Source organism: Aeromonas sp. s9 (genome assembly GCF_040907765.1).
GTDB classification, from domain to species: domain Bacteria; phylum Pseudomonadota; class Gammaproteobacteria; order Enterobacterales; family Aeromonadaceae; genus Aeromonas; species Aeromonas caviae.
Genome location: NZ_JBFOCK010000093.1, coordinates 1 through 14897, shown reverse-complemented (window position 1 = coordinate 14897; position 14897 = coordinate 1). Strand labels below are relative to the sequence as shown.

The window sequence follows — 14897 nt, the reverse complement described above, 5'->3', positions numbered from 1 at the left end:
TGCATCCTCGCGAAACAGGGGCGGCCACCGGGGCCGCCAGTCTGACTACCTCACCCATGGCTCACCTTCTTCACTCGCGTCGGTTTGGCCGCCTTCTTGGCGTCCTTCTCCTGCTGGCGCAGCTTGCGCTGCAGCAACTTCGCCATCTTCTTCGCCTCCGCCAGGCACTTGCCAAACGCCTGCCCCTTGGCAAAGCACGGCGTGGTGCGAAAATGCCGCAGGGCCGCCAGGGTTGCGGTGTGCACCACATCCGGGGTGTATCCTCCCGCCGTCAGGATCTGCGCCACATTGCGCTCGATAAACAGCTCAGGATGCATCGGCGGCCTCCTGCAACTGCTGCAATTGAGTGAACACCTGGCGGGCCTGTGCCAGGGAGATAGGTAAACTCACCCCCATCACCACCAGCTGGTAGCCGTTACAGAACTTGAGCCGTGGCAAAACGTGCTTAGCCATGGTGACGCCCCCCGGATATCGAGCGCAGGCAACGACCCGAGTGAGTCATATTCTCGGCAAGTGCTATGGTTATATTTCGCGACTGACACCCGACACAGGAACCTGTATGGCGGCCAACGACGACGAAACCCTGCACCCGATCTCCGGCTGGTTCATCAGCCCACAAGATCACAACCACATCACCATCAGGCTGGACTGCAACATGCCCCACCAGCCGCCATGCGACGGCATTCTGCTCACCCCGGGCTATGTACTGACCGCAAGCCAGGCGATGGAGCTTGCCAATACGCTGCTGGCCTCGGCCCGCTTCCTGGCGTTCCAGCAGCAAGCGGTCACCCACGACAGCCGGCTGCAGTAAGCACCCAGAGCCTGAACCTTGCGCCAGCGGCGTTTGTTCGATACGCTTCTCCACGTTGTTTTCTCCGCGAAAACCAACCTCGGGTCGGGCTGTTACAGCAGCGCCGGCCCACTCTTTTTGTGCTCCATTCATCACTTCTCTCCTTGTACATGTGGCCCCGGGAACGGGCGCACCTGACTGGCTACCGACTCTTCCAGGCTCAACAGCTCCTTGATGGCCCGGTGCACTGCCGCCGTGATGGCCTGTCGTTCCACGGGGTCGATCACCCCGTCTTGCCGCGCCTCACGCAGCTCACCAAACACCGCCGCCACCACCTCGCCCACCAGCATCACCTGGTCTGCCAGCTCCTCTTCGGTCACCGTGCTATCCGGCAGGGCCACCAGCGTATGGCCGCGGGCCAGCGCCCAAGCCTGCAGAATGGCGTTGTCACCGGTCAGTTCGGTCACCGCCATCGCCTCGGACAAGGTCAGGTGGTGGTCTTCGCAAGCCGGATTGAACTTGTTGTTCAGGGTGGTCGGGCGCTTGGAGCCCATCAGGCGGGCCAGATCGGTGATGTTGTACCGGCGGCTCAGCTGATAAGCGGCATCAATAGGATCAGAAAGGTGGGAGTGTTCCCGCTTCACTCTCGTGGTTGTTCTGGTGGGTTTTGTCATGATGGTTCTCATCACTTCTCAGGGGGGAAAACATCATTGATAGAGCACTGAATCCCCCAACGACTAATGGCAGCAGCAATCTTTCTACAGGTGTCCAACCCGGGTTTGCGACGGCTCTTCTCGTAGTGAGCAACCGCCCCCTGAGTGATTCCTAGCTCAGCGGCCAAATCAGACTGCGTCTTGCCCACCTGATCGCGCAGTTCCTTGATGTTGTTCATCGACAACTCCATTCTCTCTGGGGTTAATTAATACGATATGTACTATAACACGATTTGCAGCCATGACAATTTGTGCGTTGAGAAAAACAATACGCAACGTAATATTTTCAGCATGGAAAAAGATACATGGCACAGCCTGGCCAAGAGCCGGATGAAAAAGCTCGGCATCACTCAGGAGCAACTAGCTGAAAAGCTGGGGGTGACTCAGGGTGCGATTGGGCATTGGTTGAACAAGCGTCGCGAACCAGCGATGGATGTAATCCTCGATATAATGGGCGCCCTGGATCTCAAGAGCATCAATATCGGGGTAGATGGCAGCATCGTCAGCGACGAACCGAATATGGAGCTCGCCCCGCCAGATATTCACCGGATCCCGGTGATCACCTATGTGCAGGCCGGGGTCTGGACTGAAACCAGCGAGATCCGCGAATGTGATGGCAACATGGCCTATGTCACCACCGATCTGGACTTGGGCAAGCGTGCCTTCGCTATCGTGATCAGGGGCAATTCTATGGAGCCGGAATTTACCGAAGGAGACCTGGTGCTGATCGACCCGGACGAGCCACTCCACCCGGGGGATTTCGTGGTCGCCAAGAACGGCGAAGAGGAAGCCACCTTCAAGAAGTACCGCCCCCGGGGTTATGGCGAAGATGGCCAAGAAATTTTCGAGCTGGCACCACTCAATGACGACTACCCCACCATGCGCTCAGACCGTCAGCATATCCAGATCATCGGTACCATGGTGGAACACCGCCGCCGTAGAAAGCGTCGTTAACAGCGAGTGACGATATTGGAACTGGCAATAGATACATATCACTATTCGGCTATCCGCATTCATCGTGTGATGGACGACGGCAGAACCGGAGCCAGGTTATGCAGATGCAGTGACGGCAAAGACTATGTCATCAAGACGCTAGGGGAAGTACCTCCTTATGAGCTAATTGCCGAATGGATTTGTGGTCATCTGGCCATCGCCTTCGGTCTCCCGGTTCCCCCTTGCAGACTGGTGATCGATATGCCGCGTCTGATCAAACAGAACGGCGATATTTGTAACGAGCCCGATGATACAGTTGGCTTCGCATCCCTCTATCAAGAAACCTCTGTGACATTAACGAGGCAAGCCTCTTTATCAGTTCTACCTCAGCTCAAAACGGATATTCTGGTTTTCGATGCTTGGATAAAAAATGGTGACCGCACCCTGTCTGGGCAAGGCGGTAACGTGAATCTGCTTCAAGACATTCTCAATCCGCAGCAACTTTGGGTTTTTGATCACAACCTTGCGCTAAACCCTGATGAAGATCTTGCAAAGTTGGCGACGCACCATGTTTTTTGTGGTGAAAATGCGGGGGTTAGCCTAGATGATATGGTGACTAAAGCGGAGTATGAAACACGAATACAGCGCTGTATGGAGCTGTTGCCTCACATCATCGCCACCATCCCAGAGAGCTGGATTGAGGAAGCCAACAGCAGTAGACGCGATGGAAAAGAGGTGATCAACGATGTCATCTCCCCCATACTGAGAAAGTATAATGACCCCGATTTTTGGAGCTGGATTACGCCATGAAGCATGAAGTTCTCTATGCCACTGTGCAGTTCCGCCCCTACCGAGAAACTGAAGAGTTTGCCAACGTAGGGGTGGTGATGTGCGCCCCCAAAGTGGGATTCTTTGACTATCGTATTGAAACTAAAAGTTTTTCAAGAGTAAGATCTTTTTTCAGCGACCTGGATCGCCAACTGCCAAACCGGGCGACTAGCTACATCGCCAGCGAGCTTGAACGCGTCAAGACGATGACTGTGCGTGGCTATACACCGGAAGGCATGCGGTCGCTGTTCCAGGAGGTGACCAAGGTTAAGGAAGGGCTCATCTACTACAGCCATGTCAGGCCGGCCATCATGGATGGCGAACTGCAAGATGCGCTGGACGGCCTGTACCAACACTACGTTCACCACAGCTTTTCCAAGCACCCCTCGGCAACCGAGCAGTTGGAGAGAACAATGCGAACTCTGCTGGAGCAGCACGATCTACGCAAGCACTACCAACAACGTAGCTTGGAAGATGACATGGGGCTGGTAAAAGCCAGTATTCCGTTCACTCACCAGAAAAATGGCAAAACCATGAAGGCGATTCGCCCTCTTAGCTTGACTAGCGGCGCCCCCAACAAGATCGTTGAGACCGCCGAGCAATGGGCCAGCCGCCTTCATAGATTATTCGGAGCCGGCATACTTGAGCCTCGAAACGTGATAATGCCGCTTGAGCTTCCCCAAGAGAGCATTGATAGAGGCATTGATACGGCAATTAATATGGCAAATAGCATTTTCAAACAAAATGATATTATGACGGTATCGGCAAATGATGAAGATAGGATTTTGACCTTCGCCTCACAATTATAATGACAAACAACGTACTATAGCCCGACATGTCGGGCTTTTTTATGGGAGAAATACATGAAACGACTTGCCACCTTGCTGATCGCCAGCGTGCCGCTGCTTGCCCAGGCGGGATTTATCCACCCCATGGACTTCGACGGTACCGAGGCCCAGAAAAAGGAGGTGATCGCTTATATCAAGGATCGTGTCAAGCACGACTACTGCGACGGCCAGCTCGATATGTGCCAGCCCACCACCTTGCGTATGATGGAACAGCAGAACCTCGCCGACTTCAAGCAAGCCACCCAAGCCAAAAACCGTGACATCATGGACCGAGTGATTCTGGACTACTGTGATGGCGGCATTGATATGTGCAATTACAACACCCTCTGGATGATGTACCAAGAAAACCTGAAGGCCAGCAGTGAAGAGCTGAGCTGGTAGCCGTTTCATAAGCCGTAGTGCCAATAAGTAGTTGATCTAGGAATTGGCGAAAAGGAGAAATCAAGGATGAAAAAAATAACACTCACAGGTCTAGTAATTCTCGCAGTGACAACAATCGTTTGCTACACGCAACTTACCCTGTTTGTCATACCACCAATTGGAGCTATACCGAAAGGTCAGACCGCTATTATCATTCGCCTGAACAAGACAGAGTTCATCGACAGCCCGGATGCTATGTGTGAGAGAATGCAAGGTGGGGTTAGCCTCCTATGCAGGGGAATGACAATTGCTGCAGTTGGGAAAAATGCCACGATTTTGGGGCGGCTTCCTTACAGTTCATGGCTCTACAGTATTTCGACTGGCGGCAAGACCTACGATCGATAAAAACAATTCGTTGTCGCCTCACGGCGTACCTACTGATCGCCGCCTGATTTCTATCGATAGCCAAGTGATAACTGGTTAAAAATCTGAGTTTTTTAAACTGCCATATTCAAAAGCCACTGTATTCACAGTGGAAAGTGCTGGAACATTCTAGCTGGCTTCAGAGTTTATGATCTAGACCTCAAGCCTTGGGATAATGCAGTTTGATTTCGTCAAGGACGCAAACGTGAAGAAAATCACTCAGCGAATGAGTAGCAAGATCGTCAAACCAACAAGGAGTTAATATGTCAGAGATGGTTTTTTGCCGCGGCTGCGGTAAAGAGATTCATAAAACGGCGGTGTCCTGCCCACATTGTGGAGCAGTATATGGCACGAGTAAGAGCAGGATCACGGCGGCATTGCTGGCCCTCTTCTTGGGTGGCTTAGGCATTCACAAGTTTTATCTTGGTAAGACCATGCAGGGGATTCTATATCTGGTCTTCTGCTGGACATTCATCCCGTCTTTTATCGCTTTTATCGAGTTCATCATTTATCTATGCTCGTCAGATCAGAGCTTTGCTGAGAAGTACGCAACCACCTGAATCCGACATAAGAGTAAGAGCCCACCAGCATGGTGGGCTTTTTCATGCCCAAACACCAAAAAATACAAATCGTATTGACCACTATGAATACATATCGTATTTTTACCCCAGACACACCAGTGAACGGGATAAACCATGTCTAACCAGCAACACCACAAGCGCATCTACATCGCCGGCCCCATGTCGGGCCTGCCTGACTGCAACCGCCCCGCCTTCCATGCCGAGGCCAACCACCAGCGTGAGCGCGGCCATATCCCGCTCAACCCTGCCACCCTCCCCGAGGGCCTGAACCAAGCCGAGTACATGGCCTGCTGCCTGCCCATGGTCATGCTCGCCGACGAACTGGTCATGCTCCCGGGCTGGCGCGATAGCCAGGGCGCCACCGCCGAGTTCCACCTCGCCATGAAGTGCGGCAAGGTCATCCGCCAAGCCGAAGACGGATTTGCCTGGTACCCCACCAGCCCCGAGGTGGCGGCATGAACCACTACGCCCAAGCGCTGGCCGAACTGCAGGCCCAGCCTGACCACGAGCTTAAGCAGATTGGCGACCAATGGCAGACCCCCAAGGCGCTGGCCTGGGGCCTATTCCACCAGTTCGCCCCCACCCTGGGGCCGGTGGTGCTCGACATGTTTGCCGACGACTGCAACCACCTGGTGCCGCACTACTACGATGCCGAAGACAACGCCCTCACCCAGGAGCTGGCCGCCGACCTGCGCCGCCTGGGGGGCGCAGCCTACGCCAACCCGCCCTACTCGCGCCCCTGCACGGATAGTGAGGGGAACCCCATCACCGGGATGGAGGCCATCCTCAACTACTGCCGCGAGCAACGGGCGCTGGGCGCCAAGATCATGTTGCTCATCAAGGCCGCCACCAGCGAAACCTGGTGGCCAGAAGATGCCGACTTCATCCAGTTCATCAGCGGCCGTATCGGCTTTGAGGTGCCGAGCTGGTACGTGCCCCGCGACCCCAAAAAGGACAAGCCCAGCTCTAGCGGCTTCGCCTCAGCCGTGGTGATCTTCGACGCTGGCTGGCAGGGTGAGCGCCGCCCCGAGGCGCGCCTGCGCCGTGACGACCTCATCACCACCGGCAGCATCATCCTCGACATGATCCACCGCCAAGCGGTAGAGCTCACCCTGGCCGCCGATCACGTTATCCGTAACGCCGCCCCCAGGCTGGCCCCCGTGGTCACCCAGGAGCAACCCGCCGAAACAGAACCGGCCGCTGGGGAGCCACCAGCAGCTGACGATAACGAGGCCAGCGCCGCTGCGGCTGCCGAACTGGGCTATGCCGATGCCGGTAGCATCATGGCCAAGCAGATTGAGTGCCTTGACCTCGGCGAAGAGCATCAGGCCATGGTCAGGGGCTATGTGCAGGGTTGGCTGGACGAGTCTTATCCGCTCTCCGAGATCTTCTATCGGCTCGATCTGGCCGTCGCCAACTTGCTGGCCGGCCAGCCGATCCACCAGGGCTTTGCCGTGGATGATAGCCGCGCCCCCACCTTGCCCCACTGGCAGCGCCACCCCGCGGTGAAGGGGGTCATCTACCAGATCGACGATGCCGACATCCTGACTCCGGCCAAGACCGCCGAGCTGGCCGCCTGGATCATCGACAACCTGACGGCCCCCGGCAGCCTGCTGGAACTGGCCACCGCCAAGGCCGCCGAGCTGTTGGCGCAGAGTGCCGAAGCCACCAGCCCTGAGCCAAACCATGCAGAGCGGCAGCTCGAGCTGCTGGATGCCCACCACCCAACCGAGGAAGCCAGCACCAAGCTGCTCGAGGAATGGGCCTTCGACTACCAGAACAACGAGCTCAATTTGGGCGGCGCCGAGTGGTCGTGCTTTGTCGCCGTGTTGACCGTGCTCTACGGCGCCAAGGAGCACTACACCGCCCGGGAGGTAGCGATCGCCATCTCAGTCAGCGATGAGCAGCTCATGGACGAATACACCACCCTGGACGAGGAAACCAAGGTGCTGCTGCGCAAGGCTGTCTCCACTCTGAAGCAGGTTGAAGGATACAACTTCACCGAGGCCTGCCCCATGCTCGACCTGCACCGCCAGGAGGCCGTCATCGCCTTTATGAACGCCCTGCATAACGAGCCGACCCTCAGCCCCGTCACGCAAAAGAGCGTGATGGTCAATGCCATTTCTCGAGTGAATGAGGTGGCAGCATGAGCAACACACTTCGCCGCTCCCGCGCCGTCAGGGCCAAGGTGACAGGGGCCCCGCTAAATCTGGAGTTTGCCATCAACGTGGACTTGTTCGCTGGCGGCGGTGGCGCCAGCACGGGGATAGAGCGTGGGCTGGGGCGCCCGGTGCACATCGCCATCAACCACAACCCCAAGGCACTCTCCATGCATCAGGCGAACCACCCGGAGGCCCTGCACCTGCAGGAGGATATCTGGGCCGTGAACCCGGTTGCTGTGCTGGCAGGGCGCTCGGTCGGTTGGCTGCACGCCAGCCCGGATTGCACCCACCACTCACAGGCCGCCGGCGGTCAGCCGCGCAAGCAGGAGATCCGCAGCTTGGCCTGGGTGATCACCAAGTGGCTGGCCCTGAGCAAACCTGCAGTGCTTTCCATGGAGAACGTCAAGCAGATGCGCACCTGGGGGCCCCTCGTCGCCAAGCGGGACAAGGCCACTGGCCGGGTCATCAAGCTGGTCGAGGTTCAGCGCGGCAAGAAGACCAAGATCGAGCAGCATATCGCCGAGCCCGGAGAACGGGTGCCACGCCAGCAGCAATACCTGGTGCCGGATCCCAAACGGGCAGGCCAGACCTGGCGCCGCTTTCTGGCCAGCATCGAGCGCATGGGGTATGAGCTTGACCATACCGTGAAGAATGCAGCCGATTACGGTGCGGCCACCAGCCGCCAGCGCCTCTACCTCGTTGCCCGCCGGGACGGGGAACCCGTTTGCTGGCCCGCTCCAACCCATTGCAAGGCCCCGGCACCAGGCAGCCACCTCAAGCCCTATCGGGTAACGGCGGATCACATCGACTGGTCTATCCCCTGCCCCAGCATCTTCCTCACCAAGGAAGAAGCCCGGGCACTGGGTCTGAACGTCAAACGCCCACTGGCCGATGCGACCCTGGAGCGCGTGGCAATCGGGGTGATCCGCGAGGTGCTGACCAATCCCAAGCCCTTCATCATTGAGCTGGCCAACTGGTCGGGGCGAGGTGTCAATTCGGTCGATGCCCCGCTGCGCACTATTACCGGCTGGCCCAAGGGTGGTGCGTTCGCCTTGTGCAACCCGAGTCTGGCCCCTCTGGTGGTGCGCCACTTCGGTAAAGGAGGCGAGCACGGGGTGGATGAACCTGCTGCGGCCATCATGGCCGGCGGTGGCGGCAAGTCCATGTTGGCTGCCCCCTTGATGGTGCAGGCCAACGGCGGGTTCAACACCGTGCCTGCCAGATCCGTGGCTGACCCATGCAGCACAATCACCTCCAGCGGCAGCCAGCAGCAACTGGCCTCCGCTTTCATGGTGCACCTGCGCAAGAACCTGCCGCCAAGCACCCCGGAGGGCCAGCTCCCCACCATCGTTTCGGCGGGTCAGCACCACGCCCTGGTGCAGACCGTGATGGCGAGCCCGGGTGAGTGCGGCCTGACACCAGAGCAAGAGGCCGGGGCCCTGCGGGTCAGCGCCTTCCTGATGCGCTACTACTCGAGCGGTGGGCAGTGGGGGGCCGTCACCGAGCCGATGCACACCATCACTACCAAGGACCGGCTGGCACTGGTGACCGTGACCTGGTGCGGCACCACCTGGGTGATCGTGGATATCGGCCTGCGCATGTTGGTACCGAAGGAGCTCTATGGCTGCCAGGGCATGCCTCGCCACTACATCCATGACCGTGGTCACGATGGCACCCCGCTCTCCATCACCGATCAAGTGCTCATGGTAGGCAACAGCGTCAGCCCGCCGCCGATGGCGGCCATCGCCAGAGCCAATAACCCGTACAAGCACCTGCAGATCAGGAGGGCAGCATGAGCATCATTCAGGAGGTTGCCGAGTGGGTTCATGCCCGAACCGGCGGCGCCATCAGCGCAGAGGTGGCAGCGGCCTTCTCCCTCACGGTCAGCAAGGCCAGCATCGTGATGGGCCAGATACACAGGGAGGCCCGCTTCACCACCCGGGTTGAGCACTTTTGCATGGTCGGGGAGAACGGCAGAGGGCGGCACACTCGCCGCCTCTTCGTGGACCAGGTGAGGGATCCGCAATGGCACAAGACGCCGGTGATCGGCATCAACGAGGAGCAGCAGATTGTGAGGTTCGACAGCATTGTCGAGGCGGAACGAACAGGCGGGTTTGTGCGCGTCAGCATCACCCGGTGCCTGAACAACTCTCAGGCAACCCATGGTGGCTATCGCTGGACCGTCGCTACAAATGAACAGAATGGATAGGAGGAAGCATGCAAGAACAGATTGAGAAGATTGACCAGAGTGAGCTGATGGTCATGCTGGGAAAAGGGCGCACAGCGCTGTATCACCTGCGCATGAGGGATACCACCTTTCCCAAACCCATCGACCACCAGCCACTGCGCTGGATAAAGTCACACATCATGGCCTGGATTGACAGCCACAACCGGATCAGTGGCAACGCCTAGCTCCCGCTGGATCACTGTCCACCAGCGCTCATAGGCAGCCGCTTGATCCTCAAGCCAGTCATGTTTGTTGTAAACAGCCATCACGCCAAGCAGGGTGTGCCCCAGCATCACTTCGGTGATATGGGGCGACACCCCCATTTCCGATAACCGGGTCGACAGCGTTCGACGAGCATCATGAATCCGCCAATGGGGGATCCCCAGGCTGCTGCGCAAGCGGCTCACCAACCGATTGCACGAGTGGATCTCCAACGGCCCATTCCCCTCCCCCTGACCTGGGAACAGATAGACCGGGTCCACCGACGCCATCGCGGCTCGTTCGAACAGTTGCTTGCCCACCGATGTAATGGGGCGGCGGATAGGCCTGCCGGTCTTGCTGATCTCCGCCGGCACGGTCCAGACCATAGACTCGAAATCCAGATCCTGACGCTTGAGCGTTCTGGCCTCGGAAAGCCTGCACCCATAGACCAGGCAGAGCAGATGAATCACCTTGTTGCCGGTGCCAGCCCGGCTGGCCTCGATGGCCCGCCAGATCTTCGCAACCTCTGGCACCGTCAACACCCGGTGACCGGTCTTGGCGGGGGCGCCAACATCCCTGGCCCGCAGACTCATCATGTTGGGCATATAGATCGTGCCGCGGCGAGCATGCCAGTTGAAGCACGCCTTCAATGCCGTGATCACAGCCCGGGTTACCCCTGGTGCCCGCTCACTGATGGCATCGAAATAGCTCAACCACATGTCCATGGTGATCTGGTTGATTGGCCGGTCAGGCAAGCGGTTCTTCACTGACGAGAATGTATAGCGATAGTATTTCTGGGTGCCTTCTCGGCACTCCCGCATCACGTACTTCTCGAACCACTCATCAAACAAGGCTGCAGGCGTAGGCTCATCGCCCGAGGCACTGATCGGCGCAACACCGCTTTTGAGCTCATCGGCCTTTATCCGGGCCTCTCGCAAGGTCAGAGCCGGGTACCGACCAAGAGAGGTCCGAACCCGCTTCCCGTCGACCACATGCCGAACCTGGAACGCAACCACCCCCTTCGGTGAGACCCGGACACTCAACCCATCACCGTCGCTCACTTCGCTCGGGCCAGCATATGGTTTACCATTCACCCCTCTAAGCCAGCTATCTGATAACGCCATTGCTACCCCATAAAATTTTGTACCACTCTCATGGGGTATTTTGTACCAGATAATGTACCAGCAGGCCATTGAACAACGTCAGGTTTGGGTGAACGATGAAAGTGTCTTCGGAATTTGCACCTCACCAGAACGGCACTAAACCCTGAAAAATCAATCAGAAGCGCGAACATACAAGAACACATGAGCACATCAGCGAAGCAGACCACCCAGCCCACTTACTACTTCCACGACTACGAGACCTTCGGCATCAGTCCGGCCAAAGACAGGCCGTCGCAGTTTGCGGGCATTCGCACCGACGCGGATTTCAACGTCATCGGCGAGCCGCTGGTGATTTACTGCAAGCCGCCGGCGGATTACCTGCCGGAGCCAGAAGCCTGCCTCATCACCGGCATCACGCCGCAGAAGGCGATGAAGGACGGCCTGTGCGAGGCGGACTTCATCCGCCAGATCCACGCAGAGTTCGCCACCCCGGGCACCTGCGTGCTCGGCTACAACAGCATCCGCTTCGATGACGAGGTGACCCGCTACACCCTCTATCGCAACTTCTATGACCCCTATGCCTACGCCTGGCAGAACGGCAACTCCCGCTGGGACATCCTCGACATGCTGCGGGCCTGCTACGCCCTGCGCCCGCAGGGAATAGAGTGGGCGTTTGACGAAGAGGGCAAGCCGAGCTTCAGGCTGGAGAAGCTCACCGTGGCCAATGGCGTGGCCCACGCCAACGCCCACGATGCGCTCTCGGATGTGCTGGCCACCATCGAGATGGCCAGGCTGGTGAAAAAAGCTCAGCCCAAGCTCTTCGAGTACCTCTTTGATCTTCGCAACAAGAACAAGGTGAAGGCCCTCATCGACGTGGTGACCATGAAACCCCTGGTGCACGTCTCCGGCATGTTCTCCCCCTGGCAGGGGTGTGCAAGCTGGGTGTCGCCGCTCGCCTGGCACCCCACCAACCAGAACGCGGTGATCATGGTGGATCTGACCCGTGACCCGACGCCGCTCATCGAGCTCTCCTGCGAGGAGATCCGCGAGCGCCTCTACACCAAAAAAGAGGAGCTGGGGGATCTGGCCGGCATTCCGGTCAAACTGGTGCACATCAACAAGTGCCCGGTGCTGGCCCCGGCCGCCACCCTGACGCCGGAGCGGGCGGACGAGCTGGGCATCAATCGGGCTCAGTGCCGCAATAGCCTGGATCTGCTGCGGGCCCACCCCGAGGTGCGGGAAAAACTGGTGGAGGTGTTCAACCAGGAGTTTGCCGGCAGCACCGACGGCGACCCCGACACCCAGCTCTACGCCGGCTTCTTCGGCCACGGCGACAAGTCCACCATGGATCTGGTGCGCGCCACCCCGGCGGATCTGCTGGGGGAGCGGGAGTTTGCCTTCACGGATCCCCGTCTGCCCGAGATGCTGTTTCGTTACCGCGCCCGCAACTGGCCCCACACCTTGAGCGAAGCGGAGCAGAAGCGCTGGCGCCTGCACTGCAGCGACTACTTCAGCCGCCGCCTGCCGGATTATGTGCCGCGCCTGGAAGCCCTGGCGGAACAGAACCAGGGAAACGAACGGAACTTTGCGACTCTAAAGAGTCTCTATCACTACCTTGAAAATCTGTGAGATGTGAGCCGTTTCACAGTTAAAAACCGATGCGTTTCCCCGGCTCGCGACATAATGGGCAGGGAGCCCAAGCTCCTGATAGTGTGAATATTTAGATGCGCTGACGGCATGGATGCCGTGCTTTCGACTGTTGGGGAACTCTCGTTTTATGCGTTCAGCTCTGCCTGCTTTGACACTCGTCGCCTGTGCCCTGCTGCCCCAGGCCGCCCTCGCTGGCGCCCGGTTCGAGGTGCCAGACTACCTCTTGCGCCTGCCGGAGCAGACCTACCGGCTCATCGAGCGCAATTTCAGCACCCTCTACCAGCAGACCGACTTCACCCCGCAAATCACCAACAGCTATTTCAACCACTCGGATCTCTACCGCTTCGCCGGCATTCCCCTGGCCATCACGCCGCAAAACGGCTTCCAGATGGAGGTGTTCGGCCAGCTCTACAACAAGTCGTCCCAGATCTATGCCCAGATGAGCCAGGATCTCTCCCTCTATCGCACCCTGCGGGTGGACATGATGGGGGATCAGAGCGACGAGATCGCCATCGGCATGGGGCTCGGCATCCCCCTGACAACCCGCCTCACCGTCAAGGCGCTCGCCTCCAGCAACGAGATCCCGGGCTATGGCTCCGCCAATTACGCCATCGGGATGGAGTGGCACTTCTAGAGACCATTTCGCCACGTAAAAAAGGCTCCCTCGGGAGTAATGCCAGTCAGTTAAGCCTGACTGGCATTGTTTTTACTAGGTTTTCTCGTCGCATACTTCTGTGGTTTGGCTTTGATGCACCTTGGGTAACTTCGTTCTCGGCGGGCGGGTAACTTGAACTGCTCTGCCTGTTTGTCCAACTCAGCGACACGCCCTGGAACCATGCCCGGTGACACAAACGGCAGGCAACTGAGTTCATGCAGCAGATACACCGATGCCATGTGAAAGCTCAACTGGCTGGCCGTATAGCCCTTTAAGCTCGCCGCCATCCTAACCATCTGATATCTCAGTAGGTTATAGGCCAATACCAAGCCCCATAGCTCCTGCCTTACTCCATCGGGTTTCTTGCTGCGCAGCGTCAGCCGGTGCTGTTGCAGGCTATGTTTCATCTCCCGATAGCCCAGCTCGATTTCCCAGCGATTCTGGTATAGCTCCATCAACTCGCTGGCCGGGAAGCGCAGCGGGTCGGTGAGCGAGGTCAGCACCTGCCGCTCCTTGCCGTTTACCGTCCGGGTCAGCAGCCGGGCTTCGAACTGCTCCGGCAACTCGCTCCACTTCTTCTTGGCCTGCGGACTGGCTCTGAGGCGTACCAGCACATCCTGCCGCCCCAGCTTGCGGATGACCTCGTATTGAGCCCCCTTTTTCAGCGGAATAAGCCAGTGACGCGCTACGCCCTGGCGTTGCCAGGCATGGAGTAACCCCAGTGAGTAGAAGCCCTTATCGAACAGGGTCAGGCTATTATCGGGTGTTTTTTCAATCAGTTGCTCTGCCAACACCATCTCGTTTACCGCACAGGAGTCCATCACTGTCTGGGTCAGCAGATGACTGGTCAGCTCCATCTGACACAACATGCGGACCTGGGGATATTGCGTCTCCCCCTGGACGGTTTTCGACTTGGCAAAGGCGCCGGCATTGTCCGGAGTATCGGGCGTGCGCCAGACCACCCCGTCCACGGCCAGCAGCTGCAAGCCGGCCCAGGTGGGGTGCTGACACAGCTGATGCCAGAGTGTGGCGGTCTGCTGGAACACCTGTCGAACGGCTTGGTCAGCCAGTTTTTGGCGCGCCTGGATGAAGGCGCTGGGGACGACAAACGGCCGGTCGCCGGGTAACAGGATATCGAGCTGGTTGGCCAGCTGGGCCATAGGGACATGACGAAACAAGGACATCCCGATAATGGCCCATAGCACCCGCTCCATGGGCATGCGCCGTCGGCGCAAGGAGACGGAGCCCGTCTCGGCCAAGCAAGCCTGCACCAGTTCAGGTGACAGCAGGTCAGACAGGGACTCAAACTTTCCGGGAGGACAGGCGTGAATGAAGTCGAGAGCTTGGTCGATACGCATAAAAAAATCCGAAACCCAACAAGGAGTTTCGGATTCTTACACAGCCTGAGGATCGGTCAATGGAT

Annotated in this window: 20 protein-coding genes; 14 read left to right on the top strand and 6 right to left on the bottom strand. The window is 58.2% G+C overall.

Going from position 1 to position 14897, the window contains the following annotated elements:
* Positions 1-50 precede the first annotated feature (50 nt).
* Both AB5Y54_RS18030 and AB5Y54_RS18025 read right to left on the bottom strand, forming a co-directional pair.
* The gene (locus AB5Y54_RS18030; RefSeq protein WP_069784425.1) at positions 51-317 is read right to left on the bottom strand and encodes a hypothetical protein; all 267 of its coding nucleotides are present in this window, start codon (positions 315-317) and stop codon (positions 51-53) included.
* A complete protein-coding gene (locus AB5Y54_RS18025) occupies positions 307-453 on the bottom strand; it encodes a hypothetical protein (RefSeq protein ID WP_175429472.1) in 147 nt (48 codons plus the stop codon). The genes AB5Y54_RS18030 and AB5Y54_RS18025 overlap by 11 nt, the downstream gene beginning before the upstream one ends.
* 106 nt (positions 454-559) lie before the next feature.
* Between AB5Y54_RS18025 and AB5Y54_RS18020 the strand changes: the two genes are divergently transcribed.
* Positions 560-811, top strand: a complete 252-nt coding sequence (locus tag AB5Y54_RS18020; protein WP_069784424.1) for a hypothetical protein — start codon at positions 560-562, stop codon at positions 809-811.
* A gap of 131 nt (positions 812-942) precedes the next feature.
* Here AB5Y54_RS18020 and AB5Y54_RS18015 read toward each other — a convergent pair whose 3' ends face one another.
* A complete protein-coding gene (locus AB5Y54_RS18015) occupies positions 943-1464 on the bottom strand; it encodes a phage regulatory CII family protein (RefSeq protein WP_368154109.1) in 522 nt (173 codons plus the stop codon).
* 11 nt (positions 1465-1475) lie between these two features.
* Positions 1476-1682 (bottom strand): helix-turn-helix transcriptional regulator, encoded by a 207-nt coding sequence (locus tag AB5Y54_RS18010; protein WP_171865123.1) that lies wholly within the window; start codon positions 1680-1682, stop codon positions 1476-1478.
* Between the two features lie 37 nt (positions 1683-1719).
* On the opposite strand from AB5Y54_RS18010, the gene AB5Y54_RS18005 reads away from it, so the two are divergent.
* From AB5Y54_RS18005 to AB5Y54_RS17955, 11 genes are all read left to right on the top strand, one after another.
* Entirely contained in the window at positions 1720-2457 is a 738-nt protein-coding gene (locus tag AB5Y54_RS18005; RefSeq protein WP_368154107.1) for a LexA family protein, read from the top strand.
* A 15-nt stretch (positions 2458-2472) separates the two neighbouring features.
* Positions 2473-3246 (top strand): HipA family kinase, encoded by a 774-nt coding sequence (locus AB5Y54_RS18000; RefSeq protein ID WP_232092693.1) that lies wholly within the window; start codon positions 2473-2475, stop codon positions 3244-3246.
* The gene (locus AB5Y54_RS17995; protein ID WP_182951243.1) at positions 3243-4073 is read left to right on the top strand and encodes a DUF3037 domain-containing protein; all 831 of its coding nucleotides are present in this window, start codon (positions 3243-3245) and stop codon (positions 4071-4073) included. The genes AB5Y54_RS18000 and AB5Y54_RS17995 overlap by 4 nt, the downstream gene beginning before the upstream one ends.
* A 54-nt stretch (positions 4074-4127) precedes the next feature.
* Positions 4128-4493 carry a hypothetical protein gene (locus AB5Y54_RS17990; RefSeq protein WP_182951246.1) on the top strand — a complete coding sequence of 122 codons (366 nt, stop codon included), beginning with the start codon at positions 4128-4130 and terminating at the stop codon, positions 4491-4493.
* Positions 4494-4559: 66 nt separating this feature from the next.
* The gene (locus AB5Y54_RS17985) at positions 4560-4877 is read left to right on the top strand and encodes a hypothetical protein (protein ID WP_182951248.1); all 318 of its coding nucleotides are present in this window, start codon (positions 4560-4562) and stop codon (positions 4875-4877) included.
* A gap of 281 nt (positions 4878-5158) precedes the next feature.
* Entirely contained in the window at positions 5159-5455 is a 297-nt protein-coding gene (locus AB5Y54_RS17980; protein ID WP_246875546.1) for a TM2 domain-containing protein, read from the top strand.
* A gap of 135 nt (positions 5456-5590) precedes the next feature.
* Entirely contained in the window at positions 5591-5935 is a 345-nt protein-coding gene (locus AB5Y54_RS17975; RefSeq protein ID WP_324003903.1) for a DUF4406 domain-containing protein, read from the top strand.
* On the top strand, positions 5932-7626 hold the full coding sequence (locus AB5Y54_RS17970) for a phage N-6-adenine-methyltransferase (RefSeq protein WP_368154103.1): 1695 nt from the start codon (positions 5932-5934) through the stop codon (positions 7624-7626). Before AB5Y54_RS17975 ends, AB5Y54_RS17970 begins: the two co-directional genes overlap by 4 nt.
* On the top strand, positions 7623-9434 hold the full coding sequence (locus tag AB5Y54_RS17965; RefSeq protein WP_323895023.1) for a DNA cytosine methyltransferase: 1812 nt from the start codon (positions 7623-7625) through the stop codon (positions 9432-9434). The genes AB5Y54_RS17970 and AB5Y54_RS17965 overlap by 4 nt, the downstream gene beginning before the upstream one ends.
* Complete coding sequence (locus AB5Y54_RS17960; protein WP_290435245.1) at positions 9431-9847, top strand: hypothetical protein; 417 nt, start codon at positions 9431-9433, stop codon at positions 9845-9847. The genes AB5Y54_RS17965 and AB5Y54_RS17960 overlap by 4 nt, the downstream gene beginning before the upstream one ends.
* 8 nt (positions 9848-9855) lie before the next feature.
* Positions 9856-10050: an AlpA family transcriptional regulator gene (locus AB5Y54_RS17955; protein WP_102948335.1), complete on the top strand. Its 195-nt coding sequence runs from the start codon at positions 9856-9858 to the stop codon at positions 10048-10050.
* On the opposite strand, the gene AB5Y54_RS17950 is transcribed toward AB5Y54_RS17955, so the two are convergent.
* Positions 9997-11190 (bottom strand): site-specific integrase, encoded by a 1194-nt coding sequence (locus tag AB5Y54_RS17950; RefSeq protein WP_049832160.1) that lies wholly within the window; start codon positions 11188-11190, stop codon positions 9997-9999. The two genes, AB5Y54_RS17955 and AB5Y54_RS17950, sit on opposite strands and share 54 nt — an antisense overlap.
* A gap of 180 nt (positions 11191-11370) precedes the next feature.
* Here AB5Y54_RS17950 and sbcB point away from each other — a divergent pair, with 180 nt between their 5' ends.
* Together sbcB and AB5Y54_RS17940 are read left to right on the top strand one after the other, a co-directional pair.
* Positions 11371-12798 carry an exodeoxyribonuclease I gene (sbcB, locus tag AB5Y54_RS17945; protein WP_368154099.1) on the top strand — a complete coding sequence of 476 codons (1428 nt, stop codon included), beginning with the start codon at positions 11371-11373 and terminating at the stop codon, positions 12796-12798.
* Positions 12799-12946: 148 nt separating this feature from the next.
* Entirely contained in the window at positions 12947-13453 is a 507-nt protein-coding gene (locus AB5Y54_RS17940) for a hypothetical protein (protein WP_039038881.1), read from the top strand.
* Between the two features lie 50 nt (positions 13454-13503).
* Here the strand turns inward: AB5Y54_RS17940 and AB5Y54_RS17935 are convergent, their stop codons facing one another.
* Entirely contained in the window at positions 13504-14832 is a 1329-nt protein-coding gene (locus tag AB5Y54_RS17935) for an IS4 family transposase (RefSeq protein ID WP_010676218.1), read from the bottom strand.
* Positions 14833-14897: the final 65 nt, after the last annotated feature.